The sequence below is a fragment of the Acinetobacter guerrae genome, from assembly GCF_009372255.1.
Taxonomy (GTDB): Bacteria; Pseudomonadota; Gammaproteobacteria; order Pseudomonadales; family Moraxellaceae; genus Acinetobacter; species Acinetobacter guerrae.
Window position 1 is genome coordinate 21025 of sequence record NZ_LXGN01000059.1, and the last position, 14545, is coordinate 35569.

Below are 14545 nucleotides of genomic sequence, written 5' to 3' on the forward strand. Positions count from 1 at the left end.
TAAATCATGAAGAAGCCAAGCAAGAGTTGATAAGACGATAAACAAAGAAATAAAAAAGATTCGAATATCCATTACTCTTCTCCAAACGCTTCTATTAATTCTTGATTTGCGTTTTTATAGATTTCTGCAAAAGCATCTATCGTTGATGCGTCATAAGACCAGTCATGAGCAACAGTTGCTAAATGCATTAGACATTTTTCTGCTGAAATGGCAGGTGTTAAAGCTTCAAGACATGGTTCAGCGTGATCTGATACGATTTTGGCTACTTGTTCAAAGGCAGCTTGGATAAAATCTGTTTTAGTTTTAAAGACTAATTGAGCATCGTTCATTTAGAATGCTCCGAAACAGACAGGGGATTTAAAATTGATATTAGAAAAAATTCTTGTTGTATTGATTGTTCTTACAGTTTTGTCTTTAGTGACATGGTGGACACAAAGAAAAGGAAAACCCAAAGTAAGAAGAATGGGAACAGATAAAAACAGTCGTTTATCAGATTTAAATCTTCTATATGACCGAGCTAAAAAAGAGTTCATAAGCTTAGAGGTCAGAAAATTTACAGATAAAGTTGTTATTAGCGAAAAGTCACTATTTAACAAGAATCCAAAAGACTTAGTTTTTATTACACTAAATCCAAACAGGGGAAAATCAGTATCTAAAAAAGGACTATTTGTAGTAGCACGATATCCACATGTACCAACAAGAGAAGAAATGCAAAAAGATTTTGCACGTGTCTTGAATAAATACTGATGCATAAAAAGCCCCTTGATTGTTCTCGATTATCAATATCGGGTTCTTTTTTGTAAAACTTCCCAAATTTGGGAATGCATGAACAAAAAAAACTTCTAATATTTGTTAAGTAAAATACTTAACTAATTTTAGAAGCACAAGAGGTTAAAAAATGCTTAAAGAACTAATTGAGGCAGGAAAAGAAAGATTTGGAAGCTATGAAAAACTAGCATGTAGGCTTGATGTATTACCGCCAGTAATTTCAGATTGGAAAGCAGGAAGGAAAAAACCCAACACAATTCAAGTCATGCAAATGGCTGAATTTGTTGGGTTTGATCAGTTCCAAACCCTCTGCTTAGTCATGCAAGAAATCGACATGAAAAACGCAGAGCTTTGGAGAAAATGGCGTCCCTACGGGGATTCGAACCCCGGTTACCGCCGTGAAAGGGCGATGTCCTAGGCCTCTAGACGATAGGGACGTTTAGCAGGTGGGCGTATAGTAGGGCGATTTACAGGGAGTGTCAAATGATTTTTGGAATAAAAAAGACAAAGTAAAATAAGTGTTTAAATTTAGAGCAATACTGAATAGAAAACGAACTATGCATCAATTTGCTTTAGACTAATGTTAAAAATGATGCGCTTTCAATAATAGCTTAGATCAAGATAAATGCTGTAATTAACAATTTATTTCAAATTGGCAGTAGGTGGGTGTTGCAAATTTATATGAAGCCTGTATATTATACTTGGCAAAAATAGCTTTGTTTCAGTAAATCTCTCATTTCGCAGTTTTATTCATAATCCTTCGTTTGTTTTAGATATTTTAGTTTCATTGTTTATTTTTTGAGTTAATTCCATGTTGGATCAATGTTTTTAAAAAATAGAGGATTATGGTATGTCAAATAATACTGGTACAGTTAAATGGTTTAATGAAACTAAAGGTTTTGGTTTCATTCAGGCAGATTCTGGCGAAGATGTGTTTGCACATTATAGCGAAATTTCAAATTCAGGTTTTAAAACCTTACTAGAAGGCCAACGTGTACAATTTGCTATTGTACAAGGTAAAAAAGGTCTTCAGGCTAGCAATATTACTGTTGTACAAGGTAACTAAGCCTTAGTTAGATAGTTTTTAAAAAAGCCCATAAGTAAATTATGGGCTTTTTTTTGTTTTGTAATTATGATCTTATCTCAACATTTTGACTAAATTTCCAACACATGATTGCTCCAAAACTAACTAGACAGGTTCCCAACCAAAAAGTCCAATGTGGCATGGTTTGAAGTAATAGGCTTGCAAATAAGCTTGATAAAACAGGTGTAAAATAAGAGGCGAGTAATAAGAATTGAATCTGACCAAATTGTAAGCTTTGATTCCAGTTTTTATAGGCAATGCCAATCATGGTTCCCATAATGATAATAATCAACCAGAGTGATGTGGATGGCATTTGCCATGATTGATGCGTAATAAAAAATAAGAGCCATAACGAAATTGCGGTTAAACAAAAAAATAGGGGTACGCCATTATGACCTTGTGCATATTTCGGAGTCATTACACAGTACATTGACCATAATATTGCCGCAATAAATGCAAGTAGATAAGCAACAGGATTTTTTGTAATGATATCTAAAAATAAAGAAAAATTAAAAAAATCAGGATTAATGACGATTCCAAGTCCTATGAGAGAAATTAATATACCTAAAAATGCTGGCAGTCGAAAAAAAAGCTGTCGATTTAAGTAGGCAAAGAAAAGAGTAAGACTTGGCCATAAATAATTGACCATTGCTAAAATTAACGCTTCTTGACGAGTATGGGATAGACCAATTGAACTTAAAAATAGAATTTCATAAAGAACAAAAAAACTGCCACAGAAAATTAAATATTTTTTGGGTAATACAACGGTAAAAGCGCGAGGATTTAATAGCACGATGCTGATAGCACTTATGCTATAAAGCAGTGCAATACCAAGTAGGGGTGTCAACTGTTCGGTAACTAACTTTACTCCGCCAACAATGCTTGCCCAAATTAAAATGGAAGATAAGCCAACTAAATTGGCAGTAATGGGCTTCATTCAACAATACCAACACGAACAATACAATTATTTTAAACAGAAGAATGAGCAAGAAGACAAATTATTTTTTTAAAGTTATGCACTGCATTAAGTCATAAATATAAAAATGCACCAATATGGTTCGTAATTTTATGTATAAAAATTCCTGAAAATGAAAATGTCTGAATATGGTGCAATTAAAATTGCACGCAGTATAATAGTCTAGGGATACAGGTTTCTATTTTAATATTCTGCTAAAGAATTCAATAAATTAGAATAGTCCTAAAAAGTTGGTATGGGAATTGCTTTATATCTGCCAACGACTAACACGCACTTCACAAGTGCAATAATACTTCATTGGAGCATACAGAGCATGGCGAACAAGGTCCTCGAACTCATCAGAGAAAGTGGCGCTAAATGGGTCGATTTTCGCTTTACGGATACTAAAGGTAAAGAGCAACACGTTACTTATCCAGCAGATTCAATTGATGAAGATACATTTGAAGACGGTAAGATGTTCGACGGTTCTTCAATTGCAGGTTGGAAAGGCATTGAAGCATCTGACATGATTTTACGCCCAGATGCAGAAACTGGTTTTATCGACCCGTTCTTTGCTGAGCCGACAGTGGTTGTGACTTGTGACGTTATTGAGCCTTCAACGGGTCAAGGTTATGAACGTGATCCACGTTCGATTGCTCGTCGTGCAGAAGAATATTTAAAATCTACAGGTATTGGCGACACAGCATTTTTTGGTCCAGAACCAGAATTTTTTGTATTTGACGAAGTGAAATGGGACATTGATATGTCTGGCGCTCGTCATACATTGATCGCTGAAGAAGCTGCATGGTCAACAGGTAAAGACTATGAAGCAGGTAACTCAGGTCACCGTCCACGTGTTAAAGGGGGTTACTTCCCAGTTCCTCCAGTAGATTCTTCACAAGATATGCGTGCAGAAATGTGTGCAAAAATTGAAGACATCATGGGTCCTGGTCGTGTAGAAGTACATCACCATGAAGTTGCATCTTGCCAGTTAGAAATTGGTGTAAGTTTCAATACAATGGTTCGTAAAGCTGACGAAGTACAACAGTTCAAATATGCAGTTTGGAACGTTGCGCATCAGTACGCTAAAACAGCAACCTTTATGCCTAAGCCTATGGTTGGTGATAATGGTTCTGGTATGCACGTTCATATGTCGATCTCTAAAGATGGCAAGAACTTGTTTGCTGGTGATGAGTACGCTGGTTTGTCAGAAATGGCGCTTTATTTCATCGGTGGTGTCATCAAGCACGCTCGTGCATTGAATGCAATCACAAACCCATCTACAAACTCTTATAAGCGTTTGGTTCCTCACTTCGAAGCGCCGATTATGCTTGCTTACTCTGCACGTAACCGTTCAGCGTCTATCCGTATCCCTTATGTGTCTAGCCCGAAAGGTAAGCGTATTGAAGCTCGTTTCCCAGATCCAATGATGAACCCGTACTTGGGCTTTGCAGCATTGTTGATGGCGGGTATTGATGGGATTCAAAACAAAATCCATCCAGGTGAAGCTGCTGACAAAAACTTGTATGACCTTCCTCCTGAAGAAGAAGCGAAAATCCCGACAGTTGCTCATAGTCTGGATATGGCGCTTGAAGCATTACAAAATGATCACGAATTCCTTCTTAAAGGTGGCGTGTTCACTAAAGAAATGTTGGATGCTTACATCGAACTTAAAACTGAAGATGTACGTCGTTTAAATACAACGACTCATCCAGTTGAATTTGATATGTATTACAGCTTGTAATCCATTTCGAATTAAAAAGCTCGCTTAATGCGGGCTTTTTTTTATTGATCTTTTTATGAGTGATAGCATTAGGTTATTAGAGATTTATGCTCTAATGCTCAAATTTTAGATATAAAAAAACCCGCTTTAATGCTGCGGGCTTTTTTGTATTTGGCTCTCCCACCTGGGCTCGAACCAGGGACCTGCGGATTAACAGTCCGTCGCTCTACCGACTGAGCTATGGGAGAATCTGAAAGCGATTATAAGGAGATTTAAAATAGGGTCAAGCCCAATCTGTCATGTTTGCTTCATTTTAGGTGTGTATGTTCTTTATTTGAACAAATGTTGCCCACAGCATAAAAAACCTTGTACTTTTTTGGACAGCTTGCTATGTTTAAAAGCATCAAGTGTTTGAACAATTATCAAACCGTGTGGATTTAACCCAACTTGCCAGCACTAAATGGCTAAATCGGAGGGCAGTATTATGCCAATTCTTCATATTCAAGATATCTTCTCGCAATTTCAGTACTATCAATCCCATTATCTGGATATTTTGCATGATCCAGAGTTGTACTATCAGCCTGTTTTAGATGCTCATATTCATTTTTCTATTATTAGTGAAGAAAAAATTTATCTGGGTGATTTATTGCAGCTATGGTTTGGCGATAAATGGACAGAACATCAAGTTAAAGTTCTTGAGGATGCAACTCACGGGTTATGGGAACAGTTTTCCGAATGTTGGCACAATTCTTTATTTCTTTTCGCTATTGAGCGTAAAGGTTTGTTTGCTGGTACATCTGCATTAGCATGGAGTACTGAAGAGCAACAAATTAAAGAAATTACTTTAGAACAGACATTGCCCTATTATTGTCATTATTTAAGTTTAGAACGACCTAAGCGTTATAGTTAATGGGTTGAGATATTTATGGGGGAGCTTTTCTAGTTAAAGCTCTGCCACAGAAACATCAAAATTTGTTAGCACGATTTTGGTGGTCGTTGAAATATGATCTTTGATATGTTGCTGTGCCATTTCAATATCACGTTCAATTACGGCATTTGCAATATTCTGATGTTCTTGCTTTAAATCACGGTCATGCTGGTCAAATACAGCAGAAAGCCTGCGATAACGTTCATTTTGTACGTTAAGTGTTTTGCGGATATGGTGTAACCAATAACTATCACAAGAAGCAATAAGCGCGTAATGAAAAGCACTATGCGCTTCTTCCCAGACACTGTCTGTCAACTCAGGGGCATTAACCTGACGTTCAGGTAGGTGATTTAAACGATGTAGGCTTGCAATAATATTAGCTTCCCAAGATAAATCGCCTTTTTTAATTGCATGTTCAATACAAAGACTTTCTATATGAATACGGGTATTGGCTAGATCCTGTAGATCTTTGGTGGAAATGGGCGAGACTCGAAAGCCTTTTTGCGCCTCAGAAATAATCAATTCTTCAGATGTTAAACGAGACAATGCCTCACGTACTGCACCGAGTGATGCAGTATATTTTTCACACAGTTCATTAATTTTTAATTTCGAACCTGGTGCTAATTTACAGGAAAGTATGTCATCCCTGATGCACTGATATGCAAAAGTGGTTTGGCTTAGAGCTTTTATTTGTTTCATTGGCTATAGCTTCCCTGTCTGTGTAATTGAAGTATACGAAAAAAATTCTGAGATATAAATATTTTTTAAAAAAATATATTTTTATATTGAAAAAATATATTTTTGGATTATATTGGAATCATGAACAGTTTTTAATCGATATATACAGGGAGTAAAGCCATGCGTTTTTTAAGTTATATGCAGGCAGGTAAAAAGGGATTAGCCATTCGAGTGGATGATCAACTTATAGGTTTAAATGAATCAGAAGCACACTATCCAGGATCATTAGGACAATTGTTGCAACAGGGACAAACAGCCTTAACCGATGCCGCAGAAGTTTTAAAACAGGGAAATATCATTCAGTTAGAAAACGTCGAATTGCTACCGCCATTAAATCAACCTCCTAAAATTATTTGTGTAGGTTTAAATTATGCCGACCATACCAAAGAATCACCTTATGAGCAGCCTGATTATCCCACTTTGTTTTCTAGATTTAACTCTAGTCTGATTGCGGATGGTCAACCGATAAAGCGCCCTTTGTGCTCGGAACAACTGGATTATGAGGGTGAATTAGTCGCAATTATTGGTAAGCGCGGTCGTCATATTGCAAAAGAAGATGCACTGGATTATGTCGCGGGTTATTCAATATTTAATGATGCTTCAATTCGTGATTATCAGTTTAAAGCACCGCAATGGACGGTCGGTAAAAACTTTGATGATACAGGTGCATTTGGGCCAGAGTTTGTGACTGCGGATGAATTACCCGCAGGTGCTAAAGGCTTATTACTTACTACACGGCTAAATGGCAAAGTGGTGCAACAGGCCAATACCAGTGACATGCTTTTTGATATTGAAACTTTAATTAGTACGATTAGTGAAGCCATTACGCTTGAGCCAGGTGATTTGATTGTTTCTGGTACTCCTGCGGGTGTGGGTTTAGGTCATAAACCGCCTTTGTGGATGAAACAGGGTGATGTGTGTGAAGTCGAGATCGAGAAAATTGGAATACTACGCTCACCTATTGTGAATGAAAGCTAGTCATTAAGAAATGAGCTAAACAAGACGGTGTTATTCGGCTCAAATCTAGAGAGAAAGTAAGGACTACTTTTGATGACCTAAAGAGGATTGCAATGAAAACTACATCAGATACACAACGTCCTTTTGGAATCCATTCTGTTGATCATTTTTATATTGATGTTCCAGATTTGGCTGTTGCTCATAAGTTTTATCAAGATTTTGGTTTACGGGTTGAACAACAGGCAGATCGTCTGCTTTTAAGAACCTTTCAGGATGAACATATTTGGGCCTATATCGGACAGGGTGATAAAAAAATTCTGCGCGAGATTTGTTTTGGTGCTTATCAACAAGATATTGAAGATCTGAAGCACAGAATCTTGGCAGAGAATTTACCTGTTATAGAACATGCTCAAGGTTTTTCATTTCATGATCTGGATGGTGTTTTGGTCGATGTTCGTATCGCTGAAAAAGTTACACCTGATAGCAAAAAACCAGTGACTTGTGCTGAAGCACATGCGGGCGAGCGTGGAGCCAATTATCGGCGTTTAACGACACAGGTTAGACCGCAGCGTTTATCACATATTTTATTATTTACTTCGGATTTAGCTCGAACAATTGATTTTTATCATCGTACGCTTGGTTTAAATTTGTCTGATTATTCGGAAGGGATTGTGGCATTTATGCATGCTCCGCATGGTGCCGATCATCATACGGTTGCTTTCGCTCAGTCTACAGCAGCAGGCTTTCATCATTGTAGTTGGGATGTCGCTTCGCTTGAAGAAGTTGGGCTTGGTGCGATGCAAATGTTTGCTGAGGGTTGGGATCGTGGTTGGGGAGTAGGTCGACACGTATTGGGTTCAAACTATTTTTACTATGTACGTGATCCATGGGGAAGTTATTGTGAATATTCCTATGACATTGACTATATCCCCGCAGGTTTCGAGTGGCCTGCCGCCAATCATGACCCCGAAGATTCTTTGTATTTATGGGGGCCAAATGTCCCTGAAGATTTTGTTGTGAATTACGAAATTAATTAAATCGTTACAAACCAAATTATCGCTCGGTATGAGAAATGGAGTTTCATCATGAGTCATTCAACCGCACAAAAATATGATATCGAAGTACCTGTTTTAATTGTAGGTGGTGGTCCAGCAGGACTTGTGTCATCACTTTTGCTTTCCCGATATGGTATTAAAAGTTTATTAATTAATAAGCATAGCTGGACTGCCAATGGTCCTCGCGCGCACATTACCAATCAGCGTACGGTAGAAGTCTTTCGTGATGCTCAGGTCGAAGAACAGGTCAAAGCCTTGTCGCTACCACATGATTTAATGGCGAACAATATTTGGGCAACCAGTTTTTCAGGACAAGAAATAGCCCGATTGCTGACATGGGGCAATGCCATTGAGCGTAAGTCAGATTATGAAAAAGCCAGTCCATCGGAGATGTGTAATATTCCCCAACACATTTTAGAGCCGATTTTAGCGAATGAAGCATTACGAGCAGGATCTCTCACGCGTTTTAATACTGAATTGATTGATTTTATACAGGATGATCAGGGGGTGACTGCAACCATTTTAGATCGAACTACTCAGCAGCAGCTTCGTGTTCGCTCACAATATATGATTGGTGCTGATGGCGCACGTAGTCTGGTGGTTGATAAATTAGGACTTAATTTACAGGGTGAAATGGGATTAGGTTGCGCAGTCAATGTTTGGTTAAAAGCAGATTTAACTAAATACTGCGAACATCGACCAGGGGTATTGTATTGGATTGTGCAACCAGGGAGCGATTACTGGGTAGGTAGTGGCACATTTATTTGTGTAAAACCTTGGGATGAATGGATCATGTTATATATGTATGATCCTGCCGAAGGTGAACCTGATTTAAGTCATGAAGCGATTATTGCGCGTGCAAAAAAAGTCATTGGTGATGATGAAATTGATATCGAAGTTTTAACCACCAGTAAATGGCAAATCAATCATATTGTGGCTGAGCAATATTCTAAAGGTCGGGTATTTTGTATGGGAGACGCTGTACATCGTCATCCACCAGCAAATGGTTTAGGAACCAATACCTCGATACAGGATGCATTTAATCTGGCGTGGAAATTGGCAATGGTTTTAAAAGGTCAGGCAGGTCATGGTTTACTTGAGTCTTATACACAGGAACGCCAGCCTGTCGGTAAAGCTGTGGTTAATCGTGCCATGCAATCTGTTCAAAATATGTTGCCAATTTCTCAAGCATTGGGTTTTAAACCGGGGCAGTCTGAGCAGGAAGGCTGGGATAGCTTAAATGAACTGTACAGAGATACTGAGTTAGGGCAACAACGTCGTGATCAATTACATCAGGCAGTACAATTACAGCATTACCAGTTTAACTGTCATGGGGTAGAACTTGGACAATACTATGCCAGTCAGTCAATTGTCAGTGAGAAAACCACACCGAAAAAAACGCAAGATGCAGAATTATATTATCAGCCTACGACAAGCCCAGGAGCAAAACTACCTCATGCGTGGTTGCACGATGTCAAAGGCAAGCGACTTTCAACGTTAGATATTTGTGGACATGGGCAGATGACTTTGTTAACAGGGCATGGTGGAGATTGTTGGCAGCAAGCTGTGCAGTATGTCGAACAGCAAACAGGACTTAAGGTACAAGTGAAACAGATAGGTCTTGGACTCGAATATTTTGATTCCTACGGAGATTGGGCATCATTACGGGAAATAGAAGAAAATGGTTGTGTACTGGTACGACCAGATCATCATGTAGCATGGCGCAGTAATAAGGCAAGCAATGATGCCAATCAATTATTAATGGATGTTGTGAATCAAATTCTGGATAGAGCAGGGATAATCTCTACACATGAATCTACATCGGTGGGTCGCAGTACCGTGTTGCTAGAAGCACATTAAATTTAACAAGTTCATATAAATAAAAAACCCGCTAGATCAATCTAACGGGTTTTTTTATTTCAAATTTTTAAATTAAGCCTTTTTCTCTGCTTCGATTGAAGCAATGGCAGCGTCAATTCCATCAATAGATTCAGCTGCTTTTTTGATACGGGCTAAAGCATCAACTAAAACTTCATCAGCCGTTGCATATGAGATACGCATAAAGCCACCCAGACCAAAAGCATCACCTGGTACAACGGCAACACCTGTTTCTTCAAGTAACCATTCAGAAAACTCGGTGCAAGATTTTAAACCTTTGGCACGAATCAGTGGACGAATATTGGCATAAGCGTAGAAAGCGCCATCGGCTGGTAAGCAGCTAATACCATGAATTTCGTTTAAGCCATTTACAACTAAGTCATGGCGGCGTTTAAATGCCTCAATCATTGGCTCAAGTACATCTTGTGGGCCATTCAATGCCGCTTCAGCAGCAACTTGTGAAATTGAAGTTGGGTTTGAAGTGGATTGAGACTGAATTTTTTTCATTGCGCCGATGAGCTTTGCTGGACCTGCTGCATAACCAATACGCCAACCTGTCATTGCATAGGCTTTAGATACACCATTTAAAACAATGGTGCGGTCATACAAATCTGGAGCAACAGTCACGATATTGTAGAACTCATCTTCCCAACGAATCGGTTCATACATATCGTCAGAAGCGATATAAACCTGTGGGTGTTTGCGCAAAACTTCAGCCAATGCTTCAAGTTCAGCTTTGGTATAAATCATACCTGTTGGGTTAGAAGGGCTATTTAGTACCAATAAACGAGTATTTGGTGTAATTGCTGCTTCTAACTGTTGTGGTGTAATTTTAAAACGTTGGTCTTCACCACATTTTACAATCACAGGTGTCCCTTCTGCGATAATTACCATATCTGGATAACTTACCCAATAAGGTGCAGGGATAATGACTTCGTCACCTTTATTTAACAATGCCAATGCAAGGTTAAAAAATGATTGTTTACCACCACAAGATACCAAAATCTGGTTCGCTTGATAATCAAGATTATTGTCGCGTTTAAATTTTGCAATGATTGCTTTTTTTAGGCCTGGCGTACCATCAACCGCTGTATATTTAGTAAAACCATTATTAATGGCTTCAATAGCAGCATCTTTGATGTGTTGCGGGGTATCAAAATCTGGTTCACCTGCGCCCAAACCAATGACATTTTTACCAGCAGCTTTGAGTTCAGCAGCTTTATTGGTAACAGCAAGAGTAGGGGACGGTTTGATGGCATTCACACGATCAGACAGACGTACGTCCACGGCAGCATTCCTTCTTATGGGATTAAAAAAAATAAAAGCATACTATCTTAGCCCAAAATTGTTGAGACGTGTTTTATTATCAAAACAAATTTATAAAAAACATAACGCGAGTGTAATTCAAATAAACGAATAGACATTTACTTTGTTATTTTTAGCGGCATCTTGGGTGAAAATCATTTAAAATAAGCAAAGATCACCCAAAATTTAAGTGAACATCATGAGTGAACAAAAGCCCAAAGCGAAAAAGGCTTTAGTGAAATTACCTTTTCCAATGCCTCAAGCGGCAGATTACGAAGACGAAGATGCTGTGCATAATCAGGTTCGTCCAAAACCTGAACAATATGCAGATCGTACTTGGATGCCACCACGTGGTACGCGTAGGTCGATGGGAAAACGCTAAATTCCAGTCATCTTTAATCAAAGCGACAAATCAGAAAAACCCTTCATCTAAATGTAAGGGTTTTTTTATGGGGCACATATTTAAGCTTGACGGATCTTCGTTATTTATATTATTGTTATAGTATAACATAATATTTTAAAGGTTGTTTTTATGCAAGTTCTATCTTCTCTTAAAAGTGCAAAAAAGCGTTCGCCTGATTGTCAAATTGTTCGTCGTCGTGGCAAGCTTTATGTCATTTGTAAATCTAATCCGCGTTTTAAAGCACGGCAGGGTTAAAACAGGCTTTTGCCTGTTTTTTTAAATTGCTTCTTTATCTTGATAAAAATGTTTTTTGCGTTGATACATTTGCTGGTCAGCGCGTTTAAGCATAGATTCGATACTTTCACTTTCGAGTGTGGTGGCAGAACCAAACGACATACTAATTGGTTGGCTTGAGTAATATTGGTTATCAATATTAAATAGTTCCTGAATGGTTTGTAGCATGACCAAAACAGCCACTTCATCTGTTCCTGGCATCAGGATGACAAACTCATCCCCCCCAATACGTGATGCTGTATAGGTTGTATTTTGAATAGCCTGAGTCAATACGCTACCAACACGACGCAATAAACCATCGCCCACGTCATGCCCAAGTTGATCATTGACTTCTTTTAAGCCGTTCATATCCAGAAAAATACAAGATACTGGTCGCAATATGCTGCGTTCCAGACGATTTAATTCTTCAGTAAAGAAAGAACGGTTATACAGTTTGGTCAGAACATCATGTTTGCCCAAATATTCCAGATAATTTTCTGCTTTTTTCCGTGCAGTAATGTCGGTTAAAGCAACCTGAATGAGTCCCCAATCTTCTTCATAACCTGGAAAGACCGTAAATTGTAATAGTACATTTCGGATTGTACCATCTAGTGCATAATTCACAGCTTCACGCTGATGGTGAATGTTGCCTTTCCATAGTTCAATCAGTTGTTCACGGAAAGTATTCAGCATTTCATTTGAAAAGACTTTGTGGATGTTTTTGAGTAAAGTTTGTTTGTCGGGCGCCTGAAACAAATCCAGTGTAGCCTGATTGACATCCAGTATTAAAATGTCCTCAATACATTGATTGACAAATTCAGGATGCACATCTAAAAAAGTACGAAAATCATCAATCCCGATCTGTTTTAATTGATCAATACGAACTTTGACCCGACTGAAATCTTCAACCCAAAGAGAAGCAGGTGAATACACAAATCTTGCTTCAGCTAATCGACGATTTTTTTCCTCAAGTCTGCGTGCATTTTGATAAGTTGTGACATCTTCGGTGGTGATTAATAATCGTTCAAAAGATTGTTCATAACCAGGCAATATGGCGCCACGCAATTGAATATCCAAACGTTTGCCAGATAAGCTGTAATTCACTGCAACACTGGAAAATTGTGTTTTCCCTTCCCATAAATCGACTAATTCATGAATATGCGATTTGAACATATCTTCCTGAAAAATACGATCAAGATTGTCGCATAAATGTTCCTGTGAATTTGCTTCAAACAAATCGAGGGTTTTTTGATTCACAGAGATAATTTTGATTTTATGCGCACATTGACGAACCCGATCAAGATCGTTACTTAAAAACGTGTATAGATCTTCAATGCCCTGAGCTCGCCATGCATTAAACTGGGTTTTTATATCGCTATAGTCTTCCAGCCACATTGGAATCGGTGCAAGGTCAAAAATAGATGAATCTAAAGTCTGCATTCAGGAAATTCCAATGAATTATTTAATTTTTCAGGGAGTATAAAACCAACATCTAGTCTTGGAAATAGAAAGGTGTAAAAAATAGACAGTTTAAGTGAAGTGTGTAAAGAGAACTATCGTAAGTGTTCAATTGAAAAAAAGTCTAGGTTGCTATTTTATAAGCGAATAAAACAGCAGCCTAGACATCGACTTTATGATTTTATCCGATTAATGGGATGTTGAATGGTGATATCACCGCGCCAAAGTTTAATGAAATCTTGTTCATCAATGTCATATAACTCCATCAGCGCAACAATAACACCGACAAAAATCATGGCCCCTTCGCTATTACCATGAAAATTAAAAATTTTACCATTGAGCTTACTCAGGATGTCTTCGAGTTCACGTTCACGACCTCGACCGTAACGATCACGCGGGTAAATATCTTCATTCAAAACAATTAAGGCAATAGATTTTTCGGCATCATTTAAATCAGTTTTGTTTAATGCTTCTTCAAAAGAGTCGCTGCCATGATCAAAATAAAAAATTACATCGTCGTTAATAAAAGACTGCACGGTATGGGAGGTTAAATCTGGAAATTGAGAAATGGCATTTTCATCAATATAGGGTTTAAAGGACTCAGGCAATATCACATTGGAATGAATGCCTTTAAATAAGGGTGCAATTTCTGAAACTTTATAACCCGCAATACCGCAACCCAAAGCAGTAATGAAATATTTTATTTTGGGATGATGTTTGGCATAGATTTTAAAATCATTCACATAATGCTCAATTTGAGACAATGGCATTCTTTGTAGGTGTTCATTTAAAGTGGGAATGGCAAAGCTTTGACCTGCCCAACCACGACCCACATGATTTACTGCGCCAAAATGCTGTGCAGCGACACGCGCTGCACCATGTGTGTGTTGCCCAGCCATATTACTGCCAAAGACAAAAACCGTATCTTCAGGAAGTTCAGTAACAATGCTTTCATCGTGATAATGGTATGTCATAGGGTTTGAATTCTGAGCTTGATTTGTTCCATGTTGCAGAGGAAAA

15 protein-coding genes and 2 tRNA genes are annotated in these 14545 nt (G+C 38.2%); 9 read left to right on the forward strand and 8 right to left on the reverse strand.

What is annotated here, in order from left to right:
* Positions 1-71: 71 nt before the first annotated feature.
* On the reverse strand, positions 72-329 hold the full coding sequence (locus A7A69_RS15670) for a hypothetical protein (RefSeq protein ID WP_152878563.1): 258 nt from the start codon (positions 327-329) through the stop codon (positions 72-74).
* Positions 330-363: 34 nt separating this feature from the next.
* Here A7A69_RS15670 and A7A69_RS15675 point away from each other — a divergent pair, with 34 nt between their 5' ends.
* Positions 364-747, forward strand: a complete 384-nt coding sequence (locus A7A69_RS15675) for a hypothetical protein (RefSeq protein ID WP_152878564.1) — start codon at positions 364-366, stop codon at positions 745-747.
* 382 nt (positions 748-1129) lie between these two features.
* Here A7A69_RS15675 and A7A69_RS15680 read toward each other — a convergent pair.
* Positions 1130-1205 (reverse strand) — tRNA-Glu (locus A7A69_RS15680).
* Between the two features lie 413 nt (positions 1206-1618).
* On the opposite strand from A7A69_RS15680, the gene A7A69_RS15685 reads away from it, so the two are divergent.
* Positions 1619-1834, forward strand: coding sequence for a cold-shock protein (locus tag A7A69_RS15685; RefSeq protein WP_120371020.1), 216 nt, complete (start codon positions 1619-1621; stop codon positions 1832-1834).
* Between the two features lie 64 nt (positions 1835-1898).
* Here the strand turns inward: A7A69_RS15685 and yddG are convergent, their stop codons facing one another.
* The gene (gene yddG / locus A7A69_RS15690; RefSeq protein WP_151981381.1) at positions 1899-2789 is read right to left on the reverse strand and encodes an aromatic amino acid DMT transporter YddG; all 891 of its coding nucleotides are present in this window, start codon (positions 2787-2789) and stop codon (positions 1899-1901) included.
* Between the two features lie 352 nt (positions 2790-3141).
* Between yddG and glnA the strand changes: the two genes are divergently transcribed.
* Complete coding sequence (gene glnA / locus A7A69_RS15695) at positions 3142-4551, forward strand: type I glutamate--ammonia ligase (RefSeq protein ID WP_120371022.1); 1410 nt, start codon at positions 3142-3144, stop codon at positions 4549-4551.
* A 151-nt stretch (positions 4552-4702) separates the two neighbouring features.
* On the opposite strand, the gene A7A69_RS15700 is transcribed toward glnA, so the two are convergent.
* Positions 4703-4778 (reverse strand) — tRNA-Asn (locus A7A69_RS15700).
* A gap of 236 nt (positions 4779-5014) precedes the next feature.
* Between A7A69_RS15700 and A7A69_RS15705 the strand changes: the two genes are divergently transcribed.
* Positions 5015-5440, forward strand: a complete 426-nt coding sequence (locus A7A69_RS15705; RefSeq protein WP_120371065.1) for a hypothetical protein — start codon at positions 5015-5017, stop codon at positions 5438-5440.
* Between the two features lie 33 nt (positions 5441-5473).
* Here A7A69_RS15705 and A7A69_RS15710 read toward each other — a convergent pair whose 3' ends face one another.
* Positions 5474-6157 carry an FCD domain-containing protein gene (locus tag A7A69_RS15710; RefSeq protein WP_151981383.1) on the reverse strand — a complete coding sequence of 228 codons (684 nt, stop codon included), beginning with the start codon at positions 6155-6157 and terminating at the stop codon, positions 5474-5476.
* A gap of 159 nt (positions 6158-6316) precedes the next feature.
* On the opposite strand from A7A69_RS15710, the gene A7A69_RS15715 reads away from it, so the two are divergent.
* From A7A69_RS15715 to A7A69_RS15725, 3 genes are all read left to right on the forward strand, one after another.
* Positions 6317-7174, forward strand: a complete 858-nt coding sequence (locus A7A69_RS15715; RefSeq protein ID WP_152878565.1) for a fumarylacetoacetate hydrolase family protein — start codon at positions 6317-6319, stop codon at positions 7172-7174.
* A 92-nt stretch (positions 7175-7266) separates the two neighbouring features.
* Positions 7267-8190, forward strand: coding sequence for a VOC family protein (locus A7A69_RS15720; RefSeq protein WP_152878566.1), 924 nt, complete (start codon positions 7267-7269; stop codon positions 8188-8190).
* Between the two features lie 48 nt (positions 8191-8238).
* Positions 8239-10068, forward strand: coding sequence for an FAD-dependent monooxygenase (locus A7A69_RS15725; protein ID WP_241675280.1), 1830 nt, complete (start codon positions 8239-8241; stop codon positions 10066-10068).
* A 72-nt stretch (positions 10069-10140) separates the two neighbouring features.
* Here A7A69_RS15725 and A7A69_RS15730 read toward each other — a convergent pair whose 3' ends face one another.
* The gene (locus A7A69_RS15730; protein WP_187349248.1) at positions 10141-11373 is read right to left on the reverse strand and encodes an aminotransferase class I/II-fold pyridoxal phosphate-dependent enzyme; all 1233 of its coding nucleotides are present in this window, start codon (positions 11371-11373) and stop codon (positions 10141-10143) included.
* Between the two features lie 217 nt (positions 11374-11590).
* On the opposite strand from A7A69_RS15730, the gene A7A69_RS15735 reads away from it, so the two are divergent.
* Together A7A69_RS15735 and ykgO are read left to right on the forward strand one after the other, a co-directional pair.
* On the forward strand, positions 11591-11773 hold the full coding sequence (locus tag A7A69_RS15735) for a hypothetical protein (protein WP_152878567.1): 183 nt from the start codon (positions 11591-11593) through the stop codon (positions 11771-11773).
* A 150-nt stretch (positions 11774-11923) separates the two neighbouring features.
* Complete coding sequence (gene ykgO / locus A7A69_RS15740) at positions 11924-12049, forward strand: type B 50S ribosomal protein L36 (RefSeq protein ID WP_010588981.1); 126 nt, start codon at positions 11924-11926, stop codon at positions 12047-12049.
* Between the two features lie 21 nt (positions 12050-12070).
* On the opposite strand, the gene A7A69_RS15745 is transcribed toward ykgO, so the two are convergent.
* Together A7A69_RS15745 and A7A69_RS15750 are read right to left on the reverse strand one after the other, a co-directional pair.
* Positions 12071-13507, reverse strand: a complete 1437-nt coding sequence (locus A7A69_RS15745; protein WP_152878568.1) for a sensor domain-containing diguanylate cyclase — start codon at positions 13505-13507, stop codon at positions 12071-12073.
* Between the two features lie 191 nt (positions 13508-13698).
* Positions 13699-14499 (reverse strand): A1S_2505 family phage non-structural protein, encoded by an 801-nt coding sequence (locus A7A69_RS15750; RefSeq protein ID WP_120371029.1) that lies wholly within the window; start codon positions 14497-14499, stop codon positions 13699-13701.
* Positions 14500-14545 lie beyond the last annotated feature (46 nt).